At 49.0% G+C, this 18442-nt stretch carries 16 protein-coding genes; 9 read left to right on the top strand and 7 right to left on the bottom strand.

All coding sequences use genetic code 11. From position 1 onward, the window contains the following. Positions 1-85: 85 nt before the first annotated feature. Positions 86-736, bottom strand: a complete 651-nt coding sequence (locus AC0VXX_RS14570) for a pseudouridine synthase (RefSeq protein WP_475514832.1) — start codon at positions 734-736, stop codon at positions 86-88. Positions 737-1075: 339 nt separating this feature from the next. Here AC0VXX_RS14570 and nagB point away from each other — a divergent pair, with 339 nt between their 5' ends. From nagB to AC0VXX_RS14550, 4 genes are all read left to right on the top strand, one after another. Beyond that, positions 1076-1870: a glucosamine-6-phosphate deaminase gene (nagB, locus tag AC0VXX_RS14565; protein ID WP_475514831.1), complete on the top strand. Its 795-nt coding sequence runs from the start codon at positions 1076-1078 to the stop codon at positions 1868-1870. A gap of 371 nt (positions 1871-2241) precedes the next feature. Next, the gene (locus tag AC0VXX_RS14560) at positions 2242-4155 is read left to right on the top strand and encodes a peptidase U32 family protein (protein ID WP_475514830.1); all 1914 of its coding nucleotides are present in this window, start codon (positions 2242-2244) and stop codon (positions 4153-4155) included. 41 nt (positions 4156-4196) lie between these two features. After that, entirely contained in the window at positions 4197-4571 is a 375-nt protein-coding gene (locus AC0VXX_RS14555; protein WP_475514829.1) for a PH domain-containing protein, read from the top strand. Between the two features lie 286 nt (positions 4572-4857). Further along, the gene (locus AC0VXX_RS14550; RefSeq protein WP_475514828.1) at positions 4858-5838 is read left to right on the top strand and encodes a catalase family peroxidase; all 981 of its coding nucleotides are present in this window, start codon (positions 4858-4860) and stop codon (positions 5836-5838) included. Between the two features lie 180 nt (positions 5839-6018). Here AC0VXX_RS14550 and rpiA read toward each other — a convergent pair whose 3' ends face one another. Continuing rightward, positions 6019-6681, bottom strand: coding sequence for a ribose-5-phosphate isomerase RpiA (rpiA, locus tag AC0VXX_RS14545; protein ID WP_475514827.1), 663 nt, complete (start codon positions 6679-6681; stop codon positions 6019-6021). A 249-nt stretch (positions 6682-6930) separates the two neighbouring features. On the opposite strand from rpiA, the gene AC0VXX_RS14540 reads away from it, so the two are divergent. Beyond that, on the top strand, positions 6931-7851 hold the full coding sequence (locus tag AC0VXX_RS14540) for a DUF808 domain-containing protein (protein WP_475514826.1): 921 nt from the start codon (positions 6931-6933) through the stop codon (positions 7849-7851). 114 nt (positions 7852-7965) lie between these two features. Here AC0VXX_RS14540 and AC0VXX_RS14535 read toward each other — a convergent pair whose 3' ends face one another. Beyond that, the gene (locus AC0VXX_RS14535; protein WP_475514825.1) at positions 7966-8859 is read right to left on the bottom strand and encodes a LysR substrate-binding domain-containing protein; all 894 of its coding nucleotides are present in this window, start codon (positions 8857-8859) and stop codon (positions 7966-7968) included. Positions 8860-8967: 108 nt separating this feature from the next. Here AC0VXX_RS14535 and AC0VXX_RS14530 point away from each other — a divergent pair, with 108 nt between their 5' ends. Further along, positions 8968-9408 carry a CidA/LrgA family protein gene (locus AC0VXX_RS14530; RefSeq protein WP_475514824.1) on the top strand — a complete coding sequence of 147 codons (441 nt, stop codon included), beginning with the start codon at positions 8968-8970 and terminating at the stop codon, positions 9406-9408. A gap of 1 nt (position 9409) precedes the next feature. Beyond that, positions 9410-10111, top strand: a complete 702-nt coding sequence (locus AC0VXX_RS14525; RefSeq protein WP_475514823.1) for an LrgB family protein — start codon at positions 9410-9412, stop codon at positions 10109-10111. Between the two features lie 4 nt (positions 10112-10115). On the opposite strand, the gene AC0VXX_RS14520 is transcribed toward AC0VXX_RS14525, so the two are convergent. Further along, positions 10116-10535 (bottom strand): CBS domain-containing protein, encoded by a 420-nt coding sequence (locus AC0VXX_RS14520; RefSeq protein WP_475514822.1) that lies wholly within the window; start codon positions 10533-10535, stop codon positions 10116-10118. A 347-nt stretch (positions 10536-10882) separates the two neighbouring features. Here AC0VXX_RS14520 and AC0VXX_RS14515 point away from each other — a divergent pair, with 347 nt between their 5' ends. Beyond that, entirely contained in the window at positions 10883-12655 is a 1773-nt protein-coding gene (locus AC0VXX_RS14515) for an alkaline phosphatase D family protein (protein WP_475514821.1), read from the top strand. A gap of 268 nt (positions 12656-12923) precedes the next feature. Then, positions 12924-13484, top strand: a complete 561-nt coding sequence (locus AC0VXX_RS14510) for a phosphoribosyltransferase (RefSeq protein ID WP_110457254.1) — start codon at positions 12924-12926, stop codon at positions 13482-13484. A gap of 174 nt (positions 13485-13658) precedes the next feature. Here the strand turns inward: AC0VXX_RS14510 and pepN are convergent, their stop codons facing one another. The 3 genes from pepN to AC0VXX_RS14495 all read right to left on the bottom strand — a co-directional run bounded on the left by pepN (position 13659) and on the right by AC0VXX_RS14495 (position 18418). Next, on the bottom strand, positions 13659-16328 hold the full coding sequence (pepN, locus tag AC0VXX_RS14505; RefSeq protein WP_475514820.1) for an aminopeptidase N: 2670 nt from the start codon (positions 16326-16328) through the stop codon (positions 13659-13661). A 103-nt stretch (positions 16329-16431) separates the two neighbouring features. Then, positions 16432-17025: a penicillin-binding protein activator LpoB gene (gene lpoB / locus AC0VXX_RS14500; RefSeq protein ID WP_119977742.1), complete on the bottom strand. Its 594-nt coding sequence runs from the start codon at positions 17023-17025 to the stop codon at positions 16432-16434. Between the two features lie 25 nt (positions 17026-17050). Beyond that, positions 17051-18418 (bottom strand): COG3014 family protein, encoded by a 1368-nt coding sequence (locus tag AC0VXX_RS14495; RefSeq protein WP_475514819.1) that lies wholly within the window; start codon positions 18416-18418, stop codon positions 17051-17053. Positions 18419-18442: the final 24 nt, after the last annotated feature.

Genomic DNA, 18442 nt, shown 5'->3' with positions numbered 1-18442 from the left:
TGCAAGTGAAGCCAGCATGATTAGTGTTTCAGTTTATCACCCCACAGGTCACAATCGGCTCAGTTAGTCAGTGGCATAGCGATAATTAGCGCGGACTCTCGGTATAGGTGTCCAGTTGTGAGGCTAATGGGCCAAGGGATTGCACTTCACCGACTTGCATGTCGCCCAGATAAATTGAACCAATGCGCACTCGCACTAGGCGCAAGGTGGGAAATCCCACTGCGGCGGTCATTTTTCGGATTTGGCGATTCTTGCCTTCGGTCAAGGTGATGGACAACCAGCGGGTTGGCCCATGGCGCGGATCGCGAATTTTTTTGCCTCGCTCCGGGAGCGCAGGTGGCTCATCAAGCAGCTTCACCTTACAAGGCAGAGTCTGATATTGTTCACCCTTAATACCTATGCTAACCCCCTGACATAGCTCAGCAACGGCCTTGGCGTCTATCTCGCCATCTACCTGTACGTAATACTCTTTTTCAATCTGTTTACTGCGAACCAAGTGGCTAGTCATACCGTCGGTGGTGAGCAGCAGTAAGCCTTCCGAGTCGTGATCTAACCGACCAATCGCCATGATCCCTGCGGGAAAATCGGCTAACTCACCGAGAAGTTTTTTGCTTTTGCGCCGCTCGGGTACAAATTGGCTCAGGTAGCCATAAGGTTTGAAAATTTTAAAGTCTTGCGCTGATGACAAATGAGCGGTATCACTTGCAGAGCTTGTGGGATCGTGAGGTTTGGGCATAGATAACCTGTATAGGTAAGTTGAGCCTATATAACCCCATTTAAGACTATATAGTTAACATTTACAACATATTAGAGGGTTAATATCGCACTCATGATGACGACGTTATTAAGGCACCAGCGCTACTAGATACGCTGTTTGATAAACAGGGCTGATGATACTCGTTCCAGAAGAGGATTACTAATGACAACGCTGTCATTGTTGGTTATAGTCATGTTATCAAAAGGTGGTGATTGATGTTGCGCGCGAAGGCTGGCTAACTGGTTTTTTGGGTTAGTAGTAGGTGTGTCGGAGTCAGTCATTTTTACAGGTCAAGTTTGGTTTAGGCGAGTCGAGATTATGCAAATTGTGATTTTAAACAGCAGTGACGATGTCGCGTCATATGGCGCCAATATTTTTATTCAGCAACTGCGACGCAAGCCAAGCTCTGTGTTGGGTTTGGCTACGGGCTCGACGCCGCTGGCCTTATACCGTTTATTGATTGGTGCTAATCAAGCTGGCGATGTCTCGTTTGCCCAGGCGACAAGCTTTAACTTAGATGAGTATTTAGGCCTCGATGGCCAGCATAAACAAAGCTATCGCTACTTTATGGATCAGCAGTTGTTTGACCATATCGATATCGATAAGCAGCGCACCTTTGTGCCGCCGGGTGATGCTAGCGATCCGATTGAGGCCTGCGAGCGCTATGAACGCCAAATAGCCCAAGCGGGTGGCATCGATTTCCAGCTGCTGGGCATAGGGCGTAATGGTCATATCGGCTTTAATGAGCCGTCATCGGGCTTAATGTCGCGCACGCGAGTTAAAACCCTCACCAAGGCGACGATTGAAGATAATGCCCGATTTTTCTCAGCCGATGAATATCAGCCCCATCTGTCGATCACCATGGGGATAGGCACCATATTAGACGCGAAAAAAGTATTGTTGCTCGCGACGGGCGCCAATAAAGCTGCGGCGATAAAGGCGACGGTAGAGGGCGCGCTGAGTGCATCGTGTCCGGCTTCGGCACTGCAACTGCACCGTAATGCCATGTTAGTGCTCGATGAAGCGGCGGCGTCTCAATTGGACGATTGTGATTTCTATAAACATATTGAAGCGGAAAACCAAAAATTACAGGCCAGATTAGCCAAGGGCTAACAGACTCGCGGCTGCAGGGTTAAGGTTTCCTTGGGCTGATTTAAGCCTCCTACACTCCTTTAACTAAATGATATTCACCATCCTTAAGGTGCCCGGGTCTATTGCCTGCGCACCTTTTTTATTGGCCATCAGCGTTTTATTGCCCATCAGTGGTTAAGGCTGGCGGCCACAAGGCCTCTCACATTGAAGCCCTTTTTCCTTTGACAGATAAGCTCTAACGGCTTGCTACTAGGGTACTGGGCATCTGCGGCTTGAGCGTACAGTGCAAAAAACGCCTAAAATCGACTACGCTTGACCGTGCTATGTTAGCCGTGTCTGTTATAATCGCGGCCTAATTTTTATGAAGCTGCTACCTGATTGAGTAACGCCCCATGGATAAGCCTGAGATTTTTACCCCCGATAGCCCGTCACCTGCGCCAGTTGTGACCCGCTCAAACCGCCTAGAGTTATTGGCCCCCGCCAAAAATGCTGACTTTGGTATTGAAGCCATTCGCCATGGTGCCGATGCGGTGTATATCGGTGGCCCAGCCTTTGGGGCGCGTGCAACCGCGGGTAATAGCGTCGAAGATATTGCCCGTTTGTGCCAGTTTGCTCACCAATATCATGCGCAGGTGTTTGTCGCCATCAATACCATCTTGATGGATGATGAGCTAAAAGCGGCCGAAAAGCTGATATGGCAGGTGTATGAAGCCGGCGCCGATGCGCTTATCGTGCAAGATATGGGTATATTGCAGCTCGACATTCCGCCTATCGCCCTGCATGCCAGCACGCAAATGGATAACCGTAATCCAGAGAAAGTGGCGTTTCTCGAGCAGGTGGGGTTTTCGCAGGTGGTGTTAGCGCGAGAACTTGGATTAAGCCAAATCCGCGAGGTGGCCGCCAATACCAATATGCAGCTGGAATTTTTTATTCACGGCGCTTTATGCGTGGCCTATAGCGGCCTGTGCAATTTAAGTCATGCCTTTAGTAATCGCAGCGCTAACCGAGGCGAATGTTCTCAGATGTGTCGTTTGCCTGGCGATCTTAAGACCCGTCAAGGTGAGGTGCTGGCACAAAATGAACACCTATTGTCTTTAAAAGATAATAACCAAACCGATAATTTAGAAGCGCTTATCGATGCCGGTATTCGCTCATTTAAAATCGAAGGGCGCTTAAAAGACTTAAGTTACGTTAAAAACGTTACCGCCCATTATCGCCAAGAACTCGATAAAATTATCGCGCGTCGCCCCGAGTTTGTTGCCTCAAGCCATGGCCGCTGTGAACATAGCTTTACCCCTAATACCGAAAAAACCTTTAACCGCGGCAGAACCGACTACTTTGTTAATGACCGCAGCCAAGGGGTGAGTGATTTCCGTTCGCCTAAATATATTGGTGAAGAGGTCGGTAGCGTGGTGGCGCTGGGTAAAGACTATATCCAAGTGCGCTCGACCCATGGTTTTAATAATGGCGACGGCCTGTGTTATTTCCCGCCCAATTATGAAAAAGCCAAACAGTCAGACGATAAACTACAAGGGCTGCGAGTCAATCGCGCCGACGGCGATAAACTGTATGTGATTGCCGTACCGGGTGACCTTAAAATGGGCGCAACCTTATATCGAAACCATGATCAGGCGTTCGAAACGCTGCTGGCTAAAGAGTCGTCTAAGCGCATTATTAACGTCGATATGACGTTAGCCGACACCCATGATGGCATAGCTTTAACCATGACGGATCAATATGGCATTAGCGCCAGTGTAACACTGCCCATGGATAAGACGCCGGCTAGCGATCCCGATAAAGCGCTGCAAAACGTGCGTAAACAGCTATCTAAGCTCGGCAGCACCGACTTTAATGCGCGTCAAATCACTATCGACACCGCCAGCCCTTGGTTTATGCCAGCCTCGGTATTAAATGGTCTGCGCCGTGACACGGTGGCCGCCCTTGAGCAGACTCGTATTGACGGTTATCAGCGTCCTAAAGCGTGGAAATATAACCAAGATGCGGTTTACCCAGTAAAACACTTAAGCTTTATGGGCAATGTGGCTAATGAGCAAGCCAAGGCGTTTTATACCCGTCACGGGGTGATTGAGATTGAAGACACCTACGAGAAAAATGGTATCAGCGATGATGCGCCCTTGATGGTGACTAAACACTGCTTACGCTTTAACTTTAACCTTTGCCCCAAAGAGGTGCCTGGCATTAAGGCCGACCCTATGATTTTGGAGATCGGCAAGGATGTGCTAAAACTGGTATTTGACTGCCCTAAGTGTGAAATGATGGTGGTCGGTGCCAATCGGCAAGTATAGGCGTATCTAAGCGCCACATTCACTGACTTAAGGAAAAGATCATGGGACTGTTAGATGCGCTAATGGGCAATGCTTCAGAGGTTGATTTACAGGAGTTGGCGGCCGAGCTAGGCCCCATTATGGGCGACAATGAGCAGCTGGCTTTGGCCTATCGCGTGGTGCGCGATATGTTTGTATTTACCAATAAGCGCCTCATTTTGATAGATAAACAAGGGGTAACGGGGAAAAAGGTCAGTTATCACTCTGTGCCTTATAAGGCCATTACTCACTTTCAAGTGGAAACTGCCGGAACCTTTGATATGGACGCCGAATTAAAGCTGTGGATCTCAGGGCAAAAAGAGCCGCTGGTTAAAGAGCTAAAAAAAGGCACCGATGTGGTAGGGATCCAAAAGACCATAGCGAACTTTTCGCTCTAGTGTGGCCGCGCGCCTCTAGTGAGTGCGCTCCACTAAAACGCCTAAGGCATTGATATGCTTTAGGCGTTTTTTTCTACGCCATGGCGCGGCAGCGATTATCTTTTTTTAAGACTTAAGTCTTCACTCTTCACTCTTCAAGCTCAACAGGGACAGGCTTAATACAAAGTGGTACTGACTAGCTGCTGGTAATTAAATGCGCTTATTTAACCTCTTGTGAAATAAAAGGTGATCAAGCGCGGTCTTACTGTCCATCGTATTTAATTGATAACGTTTAGCGGAGTTCATCGTGAATTTTAAAGCACTATCACTATCAGCATGTTTAGTTTCAACCATGGCAGCAAGCGGCGCGGTTCACGCAGAAGCCACTGGCGTAGATTTTATTAATGTATTTGAAAAGCTTGCGGGTAAACAGCCGGGTGTGCGTAAAGGCCATGCCAAAGGGGTGTGCGCCGTAGGTGAGTTTACCCCTACCGATGCCGGTGGTCGCTATTCTAGTAGTGCCCTATTTAATGGTGAAAAATCCACGGCTAACATTCGTTTTTCAATGGCAGGCGGCAACCCTGCGGCCAATGAAACCGAGCGAAGCCCGCGTGGAGTGGGAGTTAAGTTCACCATGGCCGATGGTAGCGTGCACTACATTGCAGGCTTAACCACACCAGTCTTTCCGGGTAAGTCACCCGAAGTCTTTTTAGGTTTACTTGAAACCTTAGTGCCTAACGAACAAGGTAAAGTCGATTTTAGCCAAGTGGCGCAGTACCGTCAGGATCACCCAAGTACCTTGCCGCAGTTTAATTGGCTGCAAGCCAATAATCCGCCAAGCTCTTATGCATCGGTCAATTATCACGGTATTCATGCCTTCTACTTTGTCGATGACCAAGGTAAGAAAACTAAGTTTAAATGGCGTTTAGTGCCGACAGAGGGGCAGCAACTATTAACCGAAGCGCAGATGAAGCAGTTGCCAAACACCTTTTTAGCCGACAAATTGAAAGAGGAGCTAAGCCAAGGCCCGGCCAATTTTGAGCTGCAAGCGGTTATCGGTCAGGCCGATGATGTCACCAATAATCCATCACAAGCGTGGCCAGAAGATCGTGAAGTGATCACCTTGGGCACATTGAGTATTACCAGCAGCGGCGATAACAGCTGCGACTTGATTAACTTCGACCCAAATGCGTTGGCTCAAGGGGTTGAGTCAAGTGATGACCGTATTTTACGTTTGCGCTCAACCGCTTATGCTATTTCTTTTGGTAAAAGATTAAGTGGCCAATAAGCCTATTTAATGACAGATGTTAGCTAACTTAAGACCCCTTTAGCACAAGATAGTGATATTAAAAAAGCCACGCCATGAACATGGGGTGGCTTTTTTATGGTGACTTTTTACTGGTTAATCATCAATACACCGCTGAGTTATTGCATGTGAGCGGTATACCGCTGACTATCATTCAAATGGTTAGTCGTGCTTGATGGTGTTGACGCCATCAGGGGTACCAACCAAGAGCACATCGGCGCCGCGCAGGGCGAATAAGCCGTTAGTGACCACGCCGACTATCTGGTTAATCTTCTCTTCTAGCTCTTTAGGGTTAACGATCTTCATATTATAAACATCTAAGATCACGTTACCGTTGTCGGTCACCACACCTTCACGATACACAGGATCGCCACCAAGCTTAACCAATTCACGTGCCACATAAGAGCGCGCCATAGGGATCACTTCCACAGGCAGTGGAAACTCACCCAATACATCCACCTGCTTAGTGTTGTCGACGATACAGACAAACTTTTTCGCCACTGCCGCAACAATCTTTTCACGTGTTAACGCCGCACCACCGCCTTTAATCATATCCATATGACCATTGATTTCGTCAGCGCCGTCCACATATACGGCTACATCGTCAACGGCATTAAGATCGAATACAGGAATACCCAAGGCTTTCATTTTTTCAGTCGAGGCTTCAGAGCTCGATACTGCGCCTTCGATATCGGCCTTGATGGTGGCTAAGGCATCAATAAAATGGTTGACTGTTGAGCCAGTACCGACGCCAACTATGGTGTCTTTCTCAACGTATTTTAGGGCTGCCCAACCTGCTGCCTTTTTCATTTCATCTTGAGTCATAAGGAGTTCCTGTAAGGATAAACGAATCTTCTGTCGCTATTATACTCATACTTGCTGTTAGGGGTATGTGAAATGCTTCTGTTTGTTTAACTTACTTAGCCTAGAATGTGGCAACAGCGCATTATTCTATTTTTCTGCTGGTAACGGGCTTATCTGCAGCGTAATTTAACCCTGTATCGATGTCGTATGGCCGAATGAATCGGTTTTGATAAAGGATATCGCTGGGATTTTTTAATTAAAGGAGAACCTATGGCAGGCGCAAGTTTGTTAACCTTGCTCGATGATATTACCACCATTTTAGATGACGTCGCGGCCATGAGTAAGATGGCTGCACGTAAAACCGCAGGGGTATTGGGCGATGATTTAGCGCTCAATGCCCAGCAGGTTTCAGGCATTAACGCTGATCGTGAACTGCCTGTGGTTTGGGCGGTGGCTAAAGGCTCATTGCGTAATAAAGCGATTCTTGTGCCGGCGGCTTTGTTGATCAGTGCTTTTATTCCTTGGGCGGTGACCCCATTACTGATGTTTGGTGGCCTGTTTCTCTGTTATGAAGGGTTTGAGAAGGTTTATCACAGCGCAACTCAGCTCCATGAGCCGAGCAGCGAGCCTCATGTCGATATTGCCGCGCTCGATCTGCAAGCCTATGAAAAACAGAAAATCAGTGGCGCGATTCGTACCGACTTTGTGCTGTCAGCCGAGATCATTGCCATCACATTGGGCGTGGTAGCCCACACTAGCTTTATGACCCAGGTGGTGACCTTAAGCGTTATTGCAGTGCTGATGACCATAGGGGTTTATGGTTTAGTGGCGGGAATTGTGAAACTTGATGATGCTGGCCTGTACTTAAGCCAGCGTCAGGGCGAAAGCCTACTGACACGCTTAGGGCGCCGTTTTGGCCACAGTTTGGTTAATGCAGCGCCTTATTTGATGCGCGGCTTAACCGTGGTTGGCACCATCGCGATGTTCATGGTGGGGGGCGGCATTTTAACTCACGGTATTCATAGCCTGAGTGAACTGTTTAACCAGTGGGCAGTTGTGGTGGAGCAGTGGGCGATGGTCGGGCCGGTATTGAGCTTTATCACCCCAAGTGTGCTTAATGCCTTGTTTGGGGTTGTCGCAGGTGCCATTGCGGTATTGCTTATGTCTGGGATCAGTAAACTGCGTTCGTAACTTTGGGTTCGTCGCCATGGGTTCGTAGCTATGGGGTCGTAGCTATGGGGTCGTAACTCCACGTTCTTAACTACGCTATGTTTATCAACGCCGCCAATAGGGCGGCGTTTGGTTTTATGGTTGGAGCTGTAGATGCTCATTCACCAGATCTATCATGGCACTGGCTGCAAATGACAGTGGCTTCTCTTTCTCCCAAAATAGGCTCATGCGCCACTTAAGCTGGGTCTGTGTCAGAGCTCGGCTGACAACGCCTTCGAGCTGATAACGCTCGGCGATAAACTTGGGCAGCAACATGACGCCAATTCCAGCTGCCACTAAGGCTATGCCAAATTCAGGCTGATTAACGTGGGTGGGGTTATCCAGTGTCACCCCAGCATCATTACAGGCGCTAATTACCATTTCATGTAAAGAAAATTCAGGTTCAAACAGAATTTGCGGGCAGTGCTGTAGCGCGCTCATTGGGATGTCAGTGTTGGCCGCTAGCGGATGCTGGCTGGGTAACACCACCACCATGGGCTCAGTATGAATGGCGATGGCGTCAAAGTCTTGATTGAGTTCAATAATACCTGTGACGAGCTCAATCTCGCCTTGTTGCAGCGCTAAGCTCTGCTCTACGCCGCCGCGCACCAATAGTTGGGTCTTTATGTGTGGATAGCGTTGGCGATATTTGGCGATGATAGGGGCAAACAGTTCGGCGCTGCCCAGCGGCGCTAGCCCCAGTTTTAACTCGCCCTGATTGAGGCCTTTGAGTGCATCGAGTTCGTTAAATAGTGCCTGCTTGGTATTAAGTAGTTGTTGTGCATAGCGGTAAACTAATTGGCCATGGATCGTAAGGGTGACGGCTGTGCCGCGTTTGCCGCGCATCAGTAGCGGCAATTGCAACTCGGCTTCTAATTGATTTATCGATTTAGATAGCGCCGGTTGGCTGATATGGATCTTGGTGGCCGCGCGATTAAACCCGCCACAATTAACGATTTCGACAAAGTAATGCAGAGCCTTGAGATCCATTTATGAATAGCTTTTAGTTATGTAGTTTATAAATAATATTCATTTTTTCTATTAATGATGCAAGCGTAAAATAATCCTATTCATCTTATTTCCGTTTAAGTTTCTGCTATGAGTTACTCTTTTTTATCGCTAAAACGTCTATTGCAGACGCTATTGCAAGTTGGCTTACTCTGTTTGCTCGCCATATCGGCGCAATGGTTAGTGAATATCTTGTCGCTGCCTATCCCTAGCAGTGTTGTGGGGTTGGTGGGCTTGTTTGGTTTACTGGCACTTAATTGGTTACCCGAACGTTTTGTGGCCGTTGGTGCAACTTGGTTATTAGGGGAGCTCTTGTTGTTTTTTATTCCGCCTGTGGTGGCTTCACTGCATTATGCGCCCTTGTTTGAACAATATGGCGTCAGCTTGCTACTGACCTTAGTGCTAGGCAGTGTTTGTGTATTGTTGATCACAGGAGTGGTGATTGACTGCGTGTTTCGATTTGAGCACCGTCGAAATCGCAGTAAAAGTACATCGGCTGCTACGACGCAATCAACAAGAATAGGCCATTAATATGCAAGCGTTTATCGCGTCTCAAAGTTTAGCGGTTGTCTGCTTAGTGGTAACCCTGTTGTGTTATTTTGTCAGTAAACGTTTATATCGTGCTTATGGTTATTGGTGGTTGTCACCGATGATTTTGACGCCTGTGTGTCTGCTGACTTTTGTGGTGCTGTTGGCTATCCCACTGCCCACTTACTTTGTTTACAGCCATTATTTAAGTGCGTTGTTGGCACCTGCCACCATTGCTTTTGCGTTGCCAATCTATCGAGAGCGCCATCTGATCGCCCGTTACCCCTTAACCCTGAGTTTAGGGGTTATCACAGGCTTGCTTGTGGGGTTACTTTCTTCGTGGTTGTTGGTTAAATTGATCTACCTGCCGCCAGAGTTGTCGCACAGTATATTGGTGCGTTCAGTTTCAACGCCATTTGCCATAGAAGCAACAACGGTATTTGGTGGCGAGCCTGACTTGACTGCCATGTTAGTCTTGCTCACCGGCGTCTTAGGTATGCTGCTGTGTGGGCCTGTATTTACCTTAGCCAAAATTAGCAGCCCACTGGCTAAAGGGGCTGCATTAGGGGCGTCTGCTCATGGTGTGGGCGCGGCCAAGGCGGCAGAATTTGGCGCCGAGGAGGGCGTTGTGGCGAGTCTCACCATGATCTTTACAGGCATCACTATGGTCGTTGTGGCGCCCCTGTTTGCCTATCTTTTGCTATAAGGGCTTAGGCTTTCAACAGTGTGGCACACAGTTTCACAAAGTCCGATGAGGTGATGATCCCTTCAATCTGGTTACTGTTATTTACAACGGGTAAACACCCCAATTTGTTATCAATAAAATAGTCGACCACCACGGCTAGCGGCTCATCGGCGCTGAGCTGTTGAAACTGCTTTTCCATAATGTCTGTCACTAAGGTTTTACGCTCTTTGCGATCGAGCGCATCGGGGCCATAAGCGGTAAGCATGTGGATCACGGTGGAGATCATCTTCTTATGAGTCAATATTCCCACTAGATGCCCGTCATGCTCACTGACGACTGGCAAGTGGCGAACCCCACGACTCTGCATCAATAGGTGGGCATCTTTGGCGGTCGCCTGATCGCTAATACAGACGAGGTTGGTGCTCATAATATCGCTAACGTGCATTGTTGATTCCTTCAACTGACAGTGAGTATGTCGATGATAATAGCAGCAATGTTGACTGCGTTAAATATCTGTTTATTAGTTACAATTTCATGTTTGATTCTTAACTACATGACAGGCGCACTGTCACCTTTAAATTTGGTTTAGGTTAATTAATCGGCAGTTGGCTGAGCTTGTAATAATGTTGCAATATCGTTAAATAATACTTATCGTCATTAGACCTCTTACCAAGCGCCGAGCATAACTTAAGGTTATTGCTTTGCCATGCTTAAGCTGTACTCCTATGACGTGAAGTGTGTTTCGCCAGGATAATCGGCATCAATATAAGAATAACCATGAAAGGGATAACAATGAAAATACACTATTCACGCCGGGATTTTTTAGCCATGTCGGCTAAAGGAGTGGGCGCCGCGGTCATCTCCTATGGCTTAATGGGCTGCTCAAGCAGTGACGATGATGAGCTAGCTAACGCTGCCCGGGGGGAATTTCTCAATGGGGTTGCCAGTGGCGATCCCACTCACGAGGCGGTGATCCTGTGGACCCGAGTCACGCCAGAGGTTGAGGGGGATCTTAATGTCAGTTGGGAAATCGCTACCGATGAAGGCTTTAGCAATATTATTGGCAACGGCGAAACCACCACATCTGCCGCGCGCGATTATACGGTGAAAGTCGATGCCATCGGCCTAATGTCGGGCACAGCGTATTATTACCGTTTTAAATGCGGCGAGGTTTATTCCGAGGTCGCGATGACCAAGACCTTACCCGAGGGCGCAGTGGAGCAAGTTAAATTAGCGGTAATGTCGTGTGCTAACTTTCCTGCAGGCTATTTTAATGTGTATCAACTGGCCAGTGAAATAGCGGGGCTCGATGCGGTGATCCACCTAGGCGATTATATCTACGAATATGGCCGAGGGGGTTATGCCAGTGAAAATGCCGCCGAGCTTGGCCGGGAAGTGTTACCCGCCGGTGAGCTGTTAACCCTTAGCGATTACCGCACGCGCTACGCTCAGTACCGCAGTGATGCCGCGTTAAATGCCCTACATGCCAAAGTCCCCTTTATTACGGTGTGGGATGACCATGAAGTGGCCAACGATAGTTGGGCTGATGGCGCAGAAAACCACAATGCTGATGAAGGGGATTTTGCAGCGCGCAAAACCGCCGCGCTGCAAGCCTATTTTGAGTGGCTGCCTATTCGTCCATGGTCAGAGGGCAATCATCAAGAGATCTATCGCTCATTTAGCTTTGGCGACTTGGTCGATTTACATATGCTCGATACCCGCCAATTAGCGCGTGATAAGCAGCTCGATTATGCCGACTATATCGATGATGCCAGCAATACTATCGACAGCGCGCGCTTTATGGCCGATGTCACCAGTGACACCCGCACTATGTTGGGGGCTGAGCAGTTGCAGTGGTTGCAAGCATCGCTGCTTAATGGCACTGGTAAGTGGCAGGTACTGGGCCAGCAAGTGCTGATGGGCAGTATGTTGTTGCCAGCGGCTATCGCCACCCAAAAATTGTCTGTGTATCAATACGCCGAGCTGGGGGCCTTAGCGCAACTTGCTGCGCGGGCGCAGGCCGGCGATCCAACCTTAACGGCGCAAGAGTACAGCTATTTGATCGCTAATCAGCATAAGCTGACGCCCGAAGTGATGGCCTTGCTGCAACTGCCTGCCATTCCCTATAATTTAGATGCCTGGGATGGCTATGCCTATGAGCGAGAAGTGATTTTAGCCACAGCTAAAGCCAAAGGCGCTAACTTGGTGGTGATCGCGGGTGACACCCATAATGCCTGGGCAAACGAGTTAACCGACAGCCATGGCGACAGTGTGGGTGTTGAGTTTGCCACCAGTTCGGTCTCCTCTCCAGGGTTGGAGTACTATTTAGGCATTGAAGCCGATCAGCAAAGTGTTACCGAAGCGGGCATTGTTGATCTGGTTGAGGGGCTGAAATACACCAATCTGCGCGATCGCGGTTTTATGGTGCTCAGCTTCGATCACAATCAGGTTAAAAGTGACTGGCATTATGTCGACACCTTAATGTCGCCAGACTTTAGCGAGGCCAGCGATAAGCAGGCGAGCGCCATTACTCTGGCAGGTGAGGTGAAAGTCACGCTGGTGTAAGTCCGTAGGTTAATAAGCCCAGCTTAGCCTTCACTTGACAGCTTTACTGTTTATAAAAGTGAACCTGCCCTGCAGTTTTAGCTATTTAGTCCTGCAGGGGCAGGTTTTTTAGTATAAAATCCAGCTCCAAAATCCCGTAGCCATTTTTTAATCGTTTTGAGTTTCAATCCGATATTCTTGTGCTACGTTGAATTTGGGCAAAGGCTAATCTTTTTAGATTACACTTTACCCAATCGAATACTAAATATAACAAGATGGGGACGGTCAGATGTCAGAGAAACGCTTTATTACTGCACAGGAGTTGCTTGAAGATTCCTTTCGTTTAGCAGCCCAAGTTTTTGACAGTGGTTTCAGACCACAATTTATTGTTGGGATCTGGCGTGGTGGTGCTCCAATAGGGATTGCGGTACAGGAGTATTTTGATTTTAAAAAGGTCGACACCGATCATATTGCCGTTCGTACTTCCTCTTACTATGGCATTAATCAGCAGAGCAAAAAGATTAAAGTGCATGGTTTGCATTACATTGTTGAAAATGCCAATGCCGATGGTGGGTTATTGATTGTCGATGATGTGTTTGATTCAGGCCGCAGCATCCACGCGCTTAAAACCAAGCTCCAAGAGCTGATGCGCCTTAATATGCCAACCGATGTGCGTATTGCTTGCCCTTATTACAAACCTAAAAACACCGCAGTTGAGCTAAAGCCGGATTACTTTATCCATGAGTCTGATGATTGGTTGGTGTTCCCTCATGAAGTGTCTGGGTTATCACAGCAAGAGCTGCTGGAAGGCAAGAGCGATCTGAAAAACATTAAAGAGCTGTTTATTTAAGCCCCTTAGGTTTATCGCATACGGTTTATCCATCGACTGTATTACATAGTGTCGGCCTAGCCCGTTACCCTATATGTTCGCCGTAGATATTGCTTGATATTCGGTGTGCTCAAGTAGCTAACCCATGTGTTAGACCATCAAAAAATGCCACCCTCTGGGGTGGCATTTTTTATGTTATTGGCGCAAAGGTTGCTGGATCATAATGCAGGCTTGTTCATCCTCGATAGCCTGCTTCACGCCGCGCTGAGTGACCGGGCTCAAGTCAGGCTCGCTATTAAGCAAGCGCGATAAGCGCGCCACGCTAGCGTAAGAGCACTCTCGCGGCAGTAAAAACTGGTTGTAGGCCTGCATAAAGCGGGCGCTATTACGTTTATCTAGCTGCGCAAGCTCATTTAAGCGTTGCTCGGCGGTTGCTTGGCTAAGGGCTTTTTGCTCGCTAGGGTAAAGGTGCGGCATGATGCGCAGCAGTTTAGCCAACATCAGGCTATCGGCATCGGCGTTATGCTGCTGTATGCGCTCAAACCATTGGCGTTTTTGCGCTGCAATGGGCTGCGCGACTTCGGCGCTCAGGGCTAGGATTTCCGCTTGCGGCGAAGTGTCGCGCAGCTTTTCTTGCTGTAATAGTCGCTGGGCGCCTATGGCATCGTAACGATTAAGGTGGATCACCATGGCCCAGCGCAGGGCAGGCGTCAGCTCAACCCCAGTGAGCTGCTCGGTGCCGTTAAGCAGTGCACTTAGGTGCTGCTTAGCCTGATGGCTGAGCGCAAAATCAATATAGGCCTCAAGCCACAAGTGTTGGATCTCAGGTGTAGCTTGAGTGGTCATAGTCAGGCGCAGACTCATCTGCTCTAATGCCCTTAGCGCCCGTTGGCTGTAATGCTGCCGATTGGGACTCATCTGCTCAAGCAGCGCCTTGGCTTGCCTCAACTGACTTAACAGAGGTTGTAATACCTGGGGGTCATTCTCTTGCGGCGCGTTGATAAATACACTGCCAAGAAACCTGTCGAGAGTGAGCTCGCCCCGAGTGACGCTGTGCCACAGGGCTTGCCACAGCATGATGCGCAGCTTGGGCTCGTCGATTTTACTCAGATGCAATAGCGCCGTCGTTAAGGATTGTGGGTCAAGTTGTACCTGCACATATCCCCAATCTTGGTAGTTGGGAAACACCAAATCGGGACAGCGCACCCCTTGCAGCCGCTTAATCTCGGTGTCGCTACCACTGTAGGTGGTTGCAACGACCAAATTGCGATGCAGTGCATCACGGCCCAAGGTAAACAGCCCCAGTTTAACCTTTTGTTGCCGTAAGGTGGGATATAGCTCGCTGGCACTCTGATGTAGATTAAAGTGGCTGATGCGGCCGTTGCTGCACTGGAACTGCGCCTCGATACGGTTAATGCCAGCCTGGTAGAGCCACTGCTGGGCCCATGTTGCTAACGGGCGTTTGGCCGCCAAGCTTAGGCTCGCGATAAAATCGTCAAGGTTGGCATTGCCAAAACGGTGCTGCTTAAGGTAATGCTGCAGGCCTTGCTTGAAAGCGGTGTCGCCCACCAAGTAATTGAGCTGGGTTAACAGGGCGACCCCTTTGCTGAGCGTGGCTGGATTGACGCTTGGCTCAACCTGCGCGCTATTTATCACAGCTTGTTCTAGCGGGGTTAGACTGTACTTGTCATCGAGCTGGTAAACATTGTGTATGTCTTGATACCAGGCGGGGGTGGAAGCGTCTGCAATCATCGCCTTGTTGGCCAGTAAAATACCTAGGCTCTGGCTGAGCCAAAAACTATCCCACCAATTTAAGGTCACTAAATTACCCACCCATTGCTGGGCTAAGGTGCGTAAATTGAGTGACAAGGAAGGCGTCGAATCAATAGCGGTTTCAGCAAAGGTGGCATTGGCAGCATTGGCAGCATTGGCCATCGCCTGTGTCGGCAGGTGTGGTACCAGAATTTGGTTGTAATGATTAAAGGGATAGTCGACGCCCAATTGTTGACGGTAGAAAGTGAGTCCTCGCTGGGTTTGCGCCAGCCAAGTGTCGGCGTCTATCTGGTGGGCAATCGATTGCCGCGCCAGCAATCGCAGCGTCAGAGATGCTTCATCCGACTGCCATTGATGGTATGGGCCCGCGATAAGCGAAAATGTATGCGGGCTCAGCGGGGGGCTCGGCGCAAAGTGCCATTGGTTAAGGTCTGTGCCGTGGCGTTGTTCTTGCTCAGCGGCCGCGCTGAACACTCGCCAGTCGCTGGGAGCGGTGACCGAGAGTTGAAACACCGCTTTTAAGTTGGGCTGATCGAACACCGGCATCATGCGCTGGGCGCTGGCGGGCAGCAGATGGCTATAGAGGTAACGGCGACCGTCAACGGCATCGATAGCTTGGATCAGTCCCTGATCGCCTATGCTGTATGGGTGGCTATAACTGAGACTGACTTGATTACTACCACGATTAAGCAGCGAGGGCGAAAGGCTTAGATGCTGACCATCGTAATTGGGATAGAGGCGCTGGTCATTAATCGTGACGTGGTGCAGCCGCGCCTGATGTAAATCCAATAATAAGGGCGCGTCGTTGTCACTTAAGGTAAAGCTGATGGTGGCATCGCCACGAAAGTGCTGATTGTCACTGACATCTAGCGCCAATTGATAGTGAATATCACTGATGCGATTGGCACGCGAGCGTGCCTGCTCGGCGCTGATGGTGGCGTTATCTTGTGCTTGGCGAGCAGGCTGCGTCGTGGATGTACTTTGACATGCGCTGAGCAATAGCACCGCGGCGGCCATGATACACAGGCTCAGGCCTGAGTGTCGCTGTTTAGCCGGCAGGCGGTGTTTCAAAGTGTGATTGTTTTGAGCCATTATGAGGTTGTCATTAATCAATCGAGGCTGATGTGATCGGAAGTCGATGTATCACCTGCCATAAAAAAACCAGCACGTTGCTGGTTTTTTTAGCAGGCAAAGATCACAAACCGAGGAACGACTTAGAGCGTGTCTTACGGATCTCTTTTTCATCAGACCATTCAATGAGGCCCGTTTCGAGATCCATCAAACGCATGGTCATCTTGTAGTACACATCTGTGGTGCTACCATCTTGTTTGACTATGCTCGACAAGTTGCCATACAGCATAAACTGCGCGCCGATTTGGCGGCCAAAATTAATGGCAGTTGAAGGATCAACCATGCCAGAGTTATTTTGGTAATCCAGTTGCTTACGGACACTGTCTACCTTCGTCATGTCGATAAAGCGGAACTTACCTGAGCGCAGTAACTTGTTGCTGATCGAATCGGTAACTGATTCGGTATCAATATGCTCAGAGGTTTTATTTTTGATCTTGTCGACAAAAATAATGGGACGATCGTTGGCTGTCATTGCCACTACGGGCGGGAAAGTCAACATGCTGTCGACCATTTTGGCGGTGATCGCTTGCAGATCGGTGGAACCGAAGTTTTCATTTACGGTTTCTACTTCAGTAGCATCACCGTATTGAACCCGTGATTGACAGCCCGCTAGGCCGATGGCCACAGCAATGATAAAAATGAGCTTGAATTTTTTCATAAACATACCGATTCCTGTAATGAGGTTAAATGATTATTGAATAAAAGCGGGTGTAATTACCAGTATCAATTATCCAAATTAATGTTGTTCTACCACTTTGTACGTCTATCGTCTGCGCCTGACCTTGGTCGAGTTGGATAGCATAGCGGCCAGCATCCACATAATCACGGGCGATTTGGGCTTGCTTTGGCAGGGTTAGCCAGCTGCGTCGGTCGGGTTGTTCGGTGACGACATTAAAAATTTGTATGGCAAGCGCCGCCGCATCGAATTGATTGTTAGCATTTTTTGAGTCGCTTCGCACCCGTCTTGCCATTTCTGATTTAGCGTAAATGCGAGCCGCTTGGCGAAACAGCGCGGCGGGCAACTCCTCTTTTAATGCTGTGATAGCTAAGGCGTCGATGTTGGCGAGTGGCGCGGCGGTTAAGCGGCGCTCAAGGCCATTAATCTGTGCGGGCCGCACAGGAGAGCGGTCGGGGTAATAGGTGGCTAATGATGCCGTTTGCCAATTGCCATGGATAGAAAAAGGCACGGTAAAACTTTGCTTTTCTGGGACAAAGTCGCGCTCGACTAATAACACCACTTGTCCTTGCCCTGCGCTGGCGGGGTTAGCATCGCCCCAGCGGCGAACAAAATCATCCGCTTGCGGCATTGACAGTTGCTTGGCTAATCGGACTAAATCTTGTTGCAGATAAGGGTTGTCGGGGGTAATTTGCGCCGCTTTGCGATAATCGATAAAGGCATCGTTAGCCTCGCCCAATAACTCATACAGTAACCCTGTGGTGTAATAACTGTAGGCGTTTAAAAACGAGCTGGTGGTGTTGCCCGCTGCTTGTCCCAGTTTGTTGATCTCGGCATCTATGGTGCCGTTGGCCATCGACTGCACCGCTTGCATCGACTTTTGATAACGGGCTTGTTCTGAACTTTGCAGTTGATTACTGCGCCGAACTTCCACTAAGGCGGCTTCGCTGTCGCCACTGAACAGGTAGTTCAGTGCTTGGTACTGATGCAGCATGATGCGCTCAAACCCAGGTCCACGATAAGGGATCACATTGTCGTTAATCAACAGGCTAGAGGCTTTGGCGCCGGTATCCGAGATGCTGAGGGTAGCTTGCTCATCAAAGGCTTGATAAGCGTCAATTGCCTTATCGTAATAGCCTTTACTGGCGCTGAAGTCGCCACCTATTTGCGCTACTCTGCCAGCTTCTTGGGCGTATAACAATTTATCTGCGCCGTTTATTTTATCATCCAGCTGGTGGTAGATAGGGCTGGTGGTGGGTCGATTTAATGCAGCTTTTATCGGGGCGATTTGCGACGGGTAGCTAATGAATACGCTGTTAAAGGCGCAACCCGATACACTTAGACTGACGAGCATAATCATAACGAGTCGTTTCATCAGGTTATTACCTTAAGATGATGA

This window comes from Shewanella sp. QJM3NY_23 (assembly GCF_056173105.1).
The sequence above is the reverse complement of the archived record's forward strand: the minus strand, read 5'-3'. Positions and strand labels throughout refer to the sequence as shown.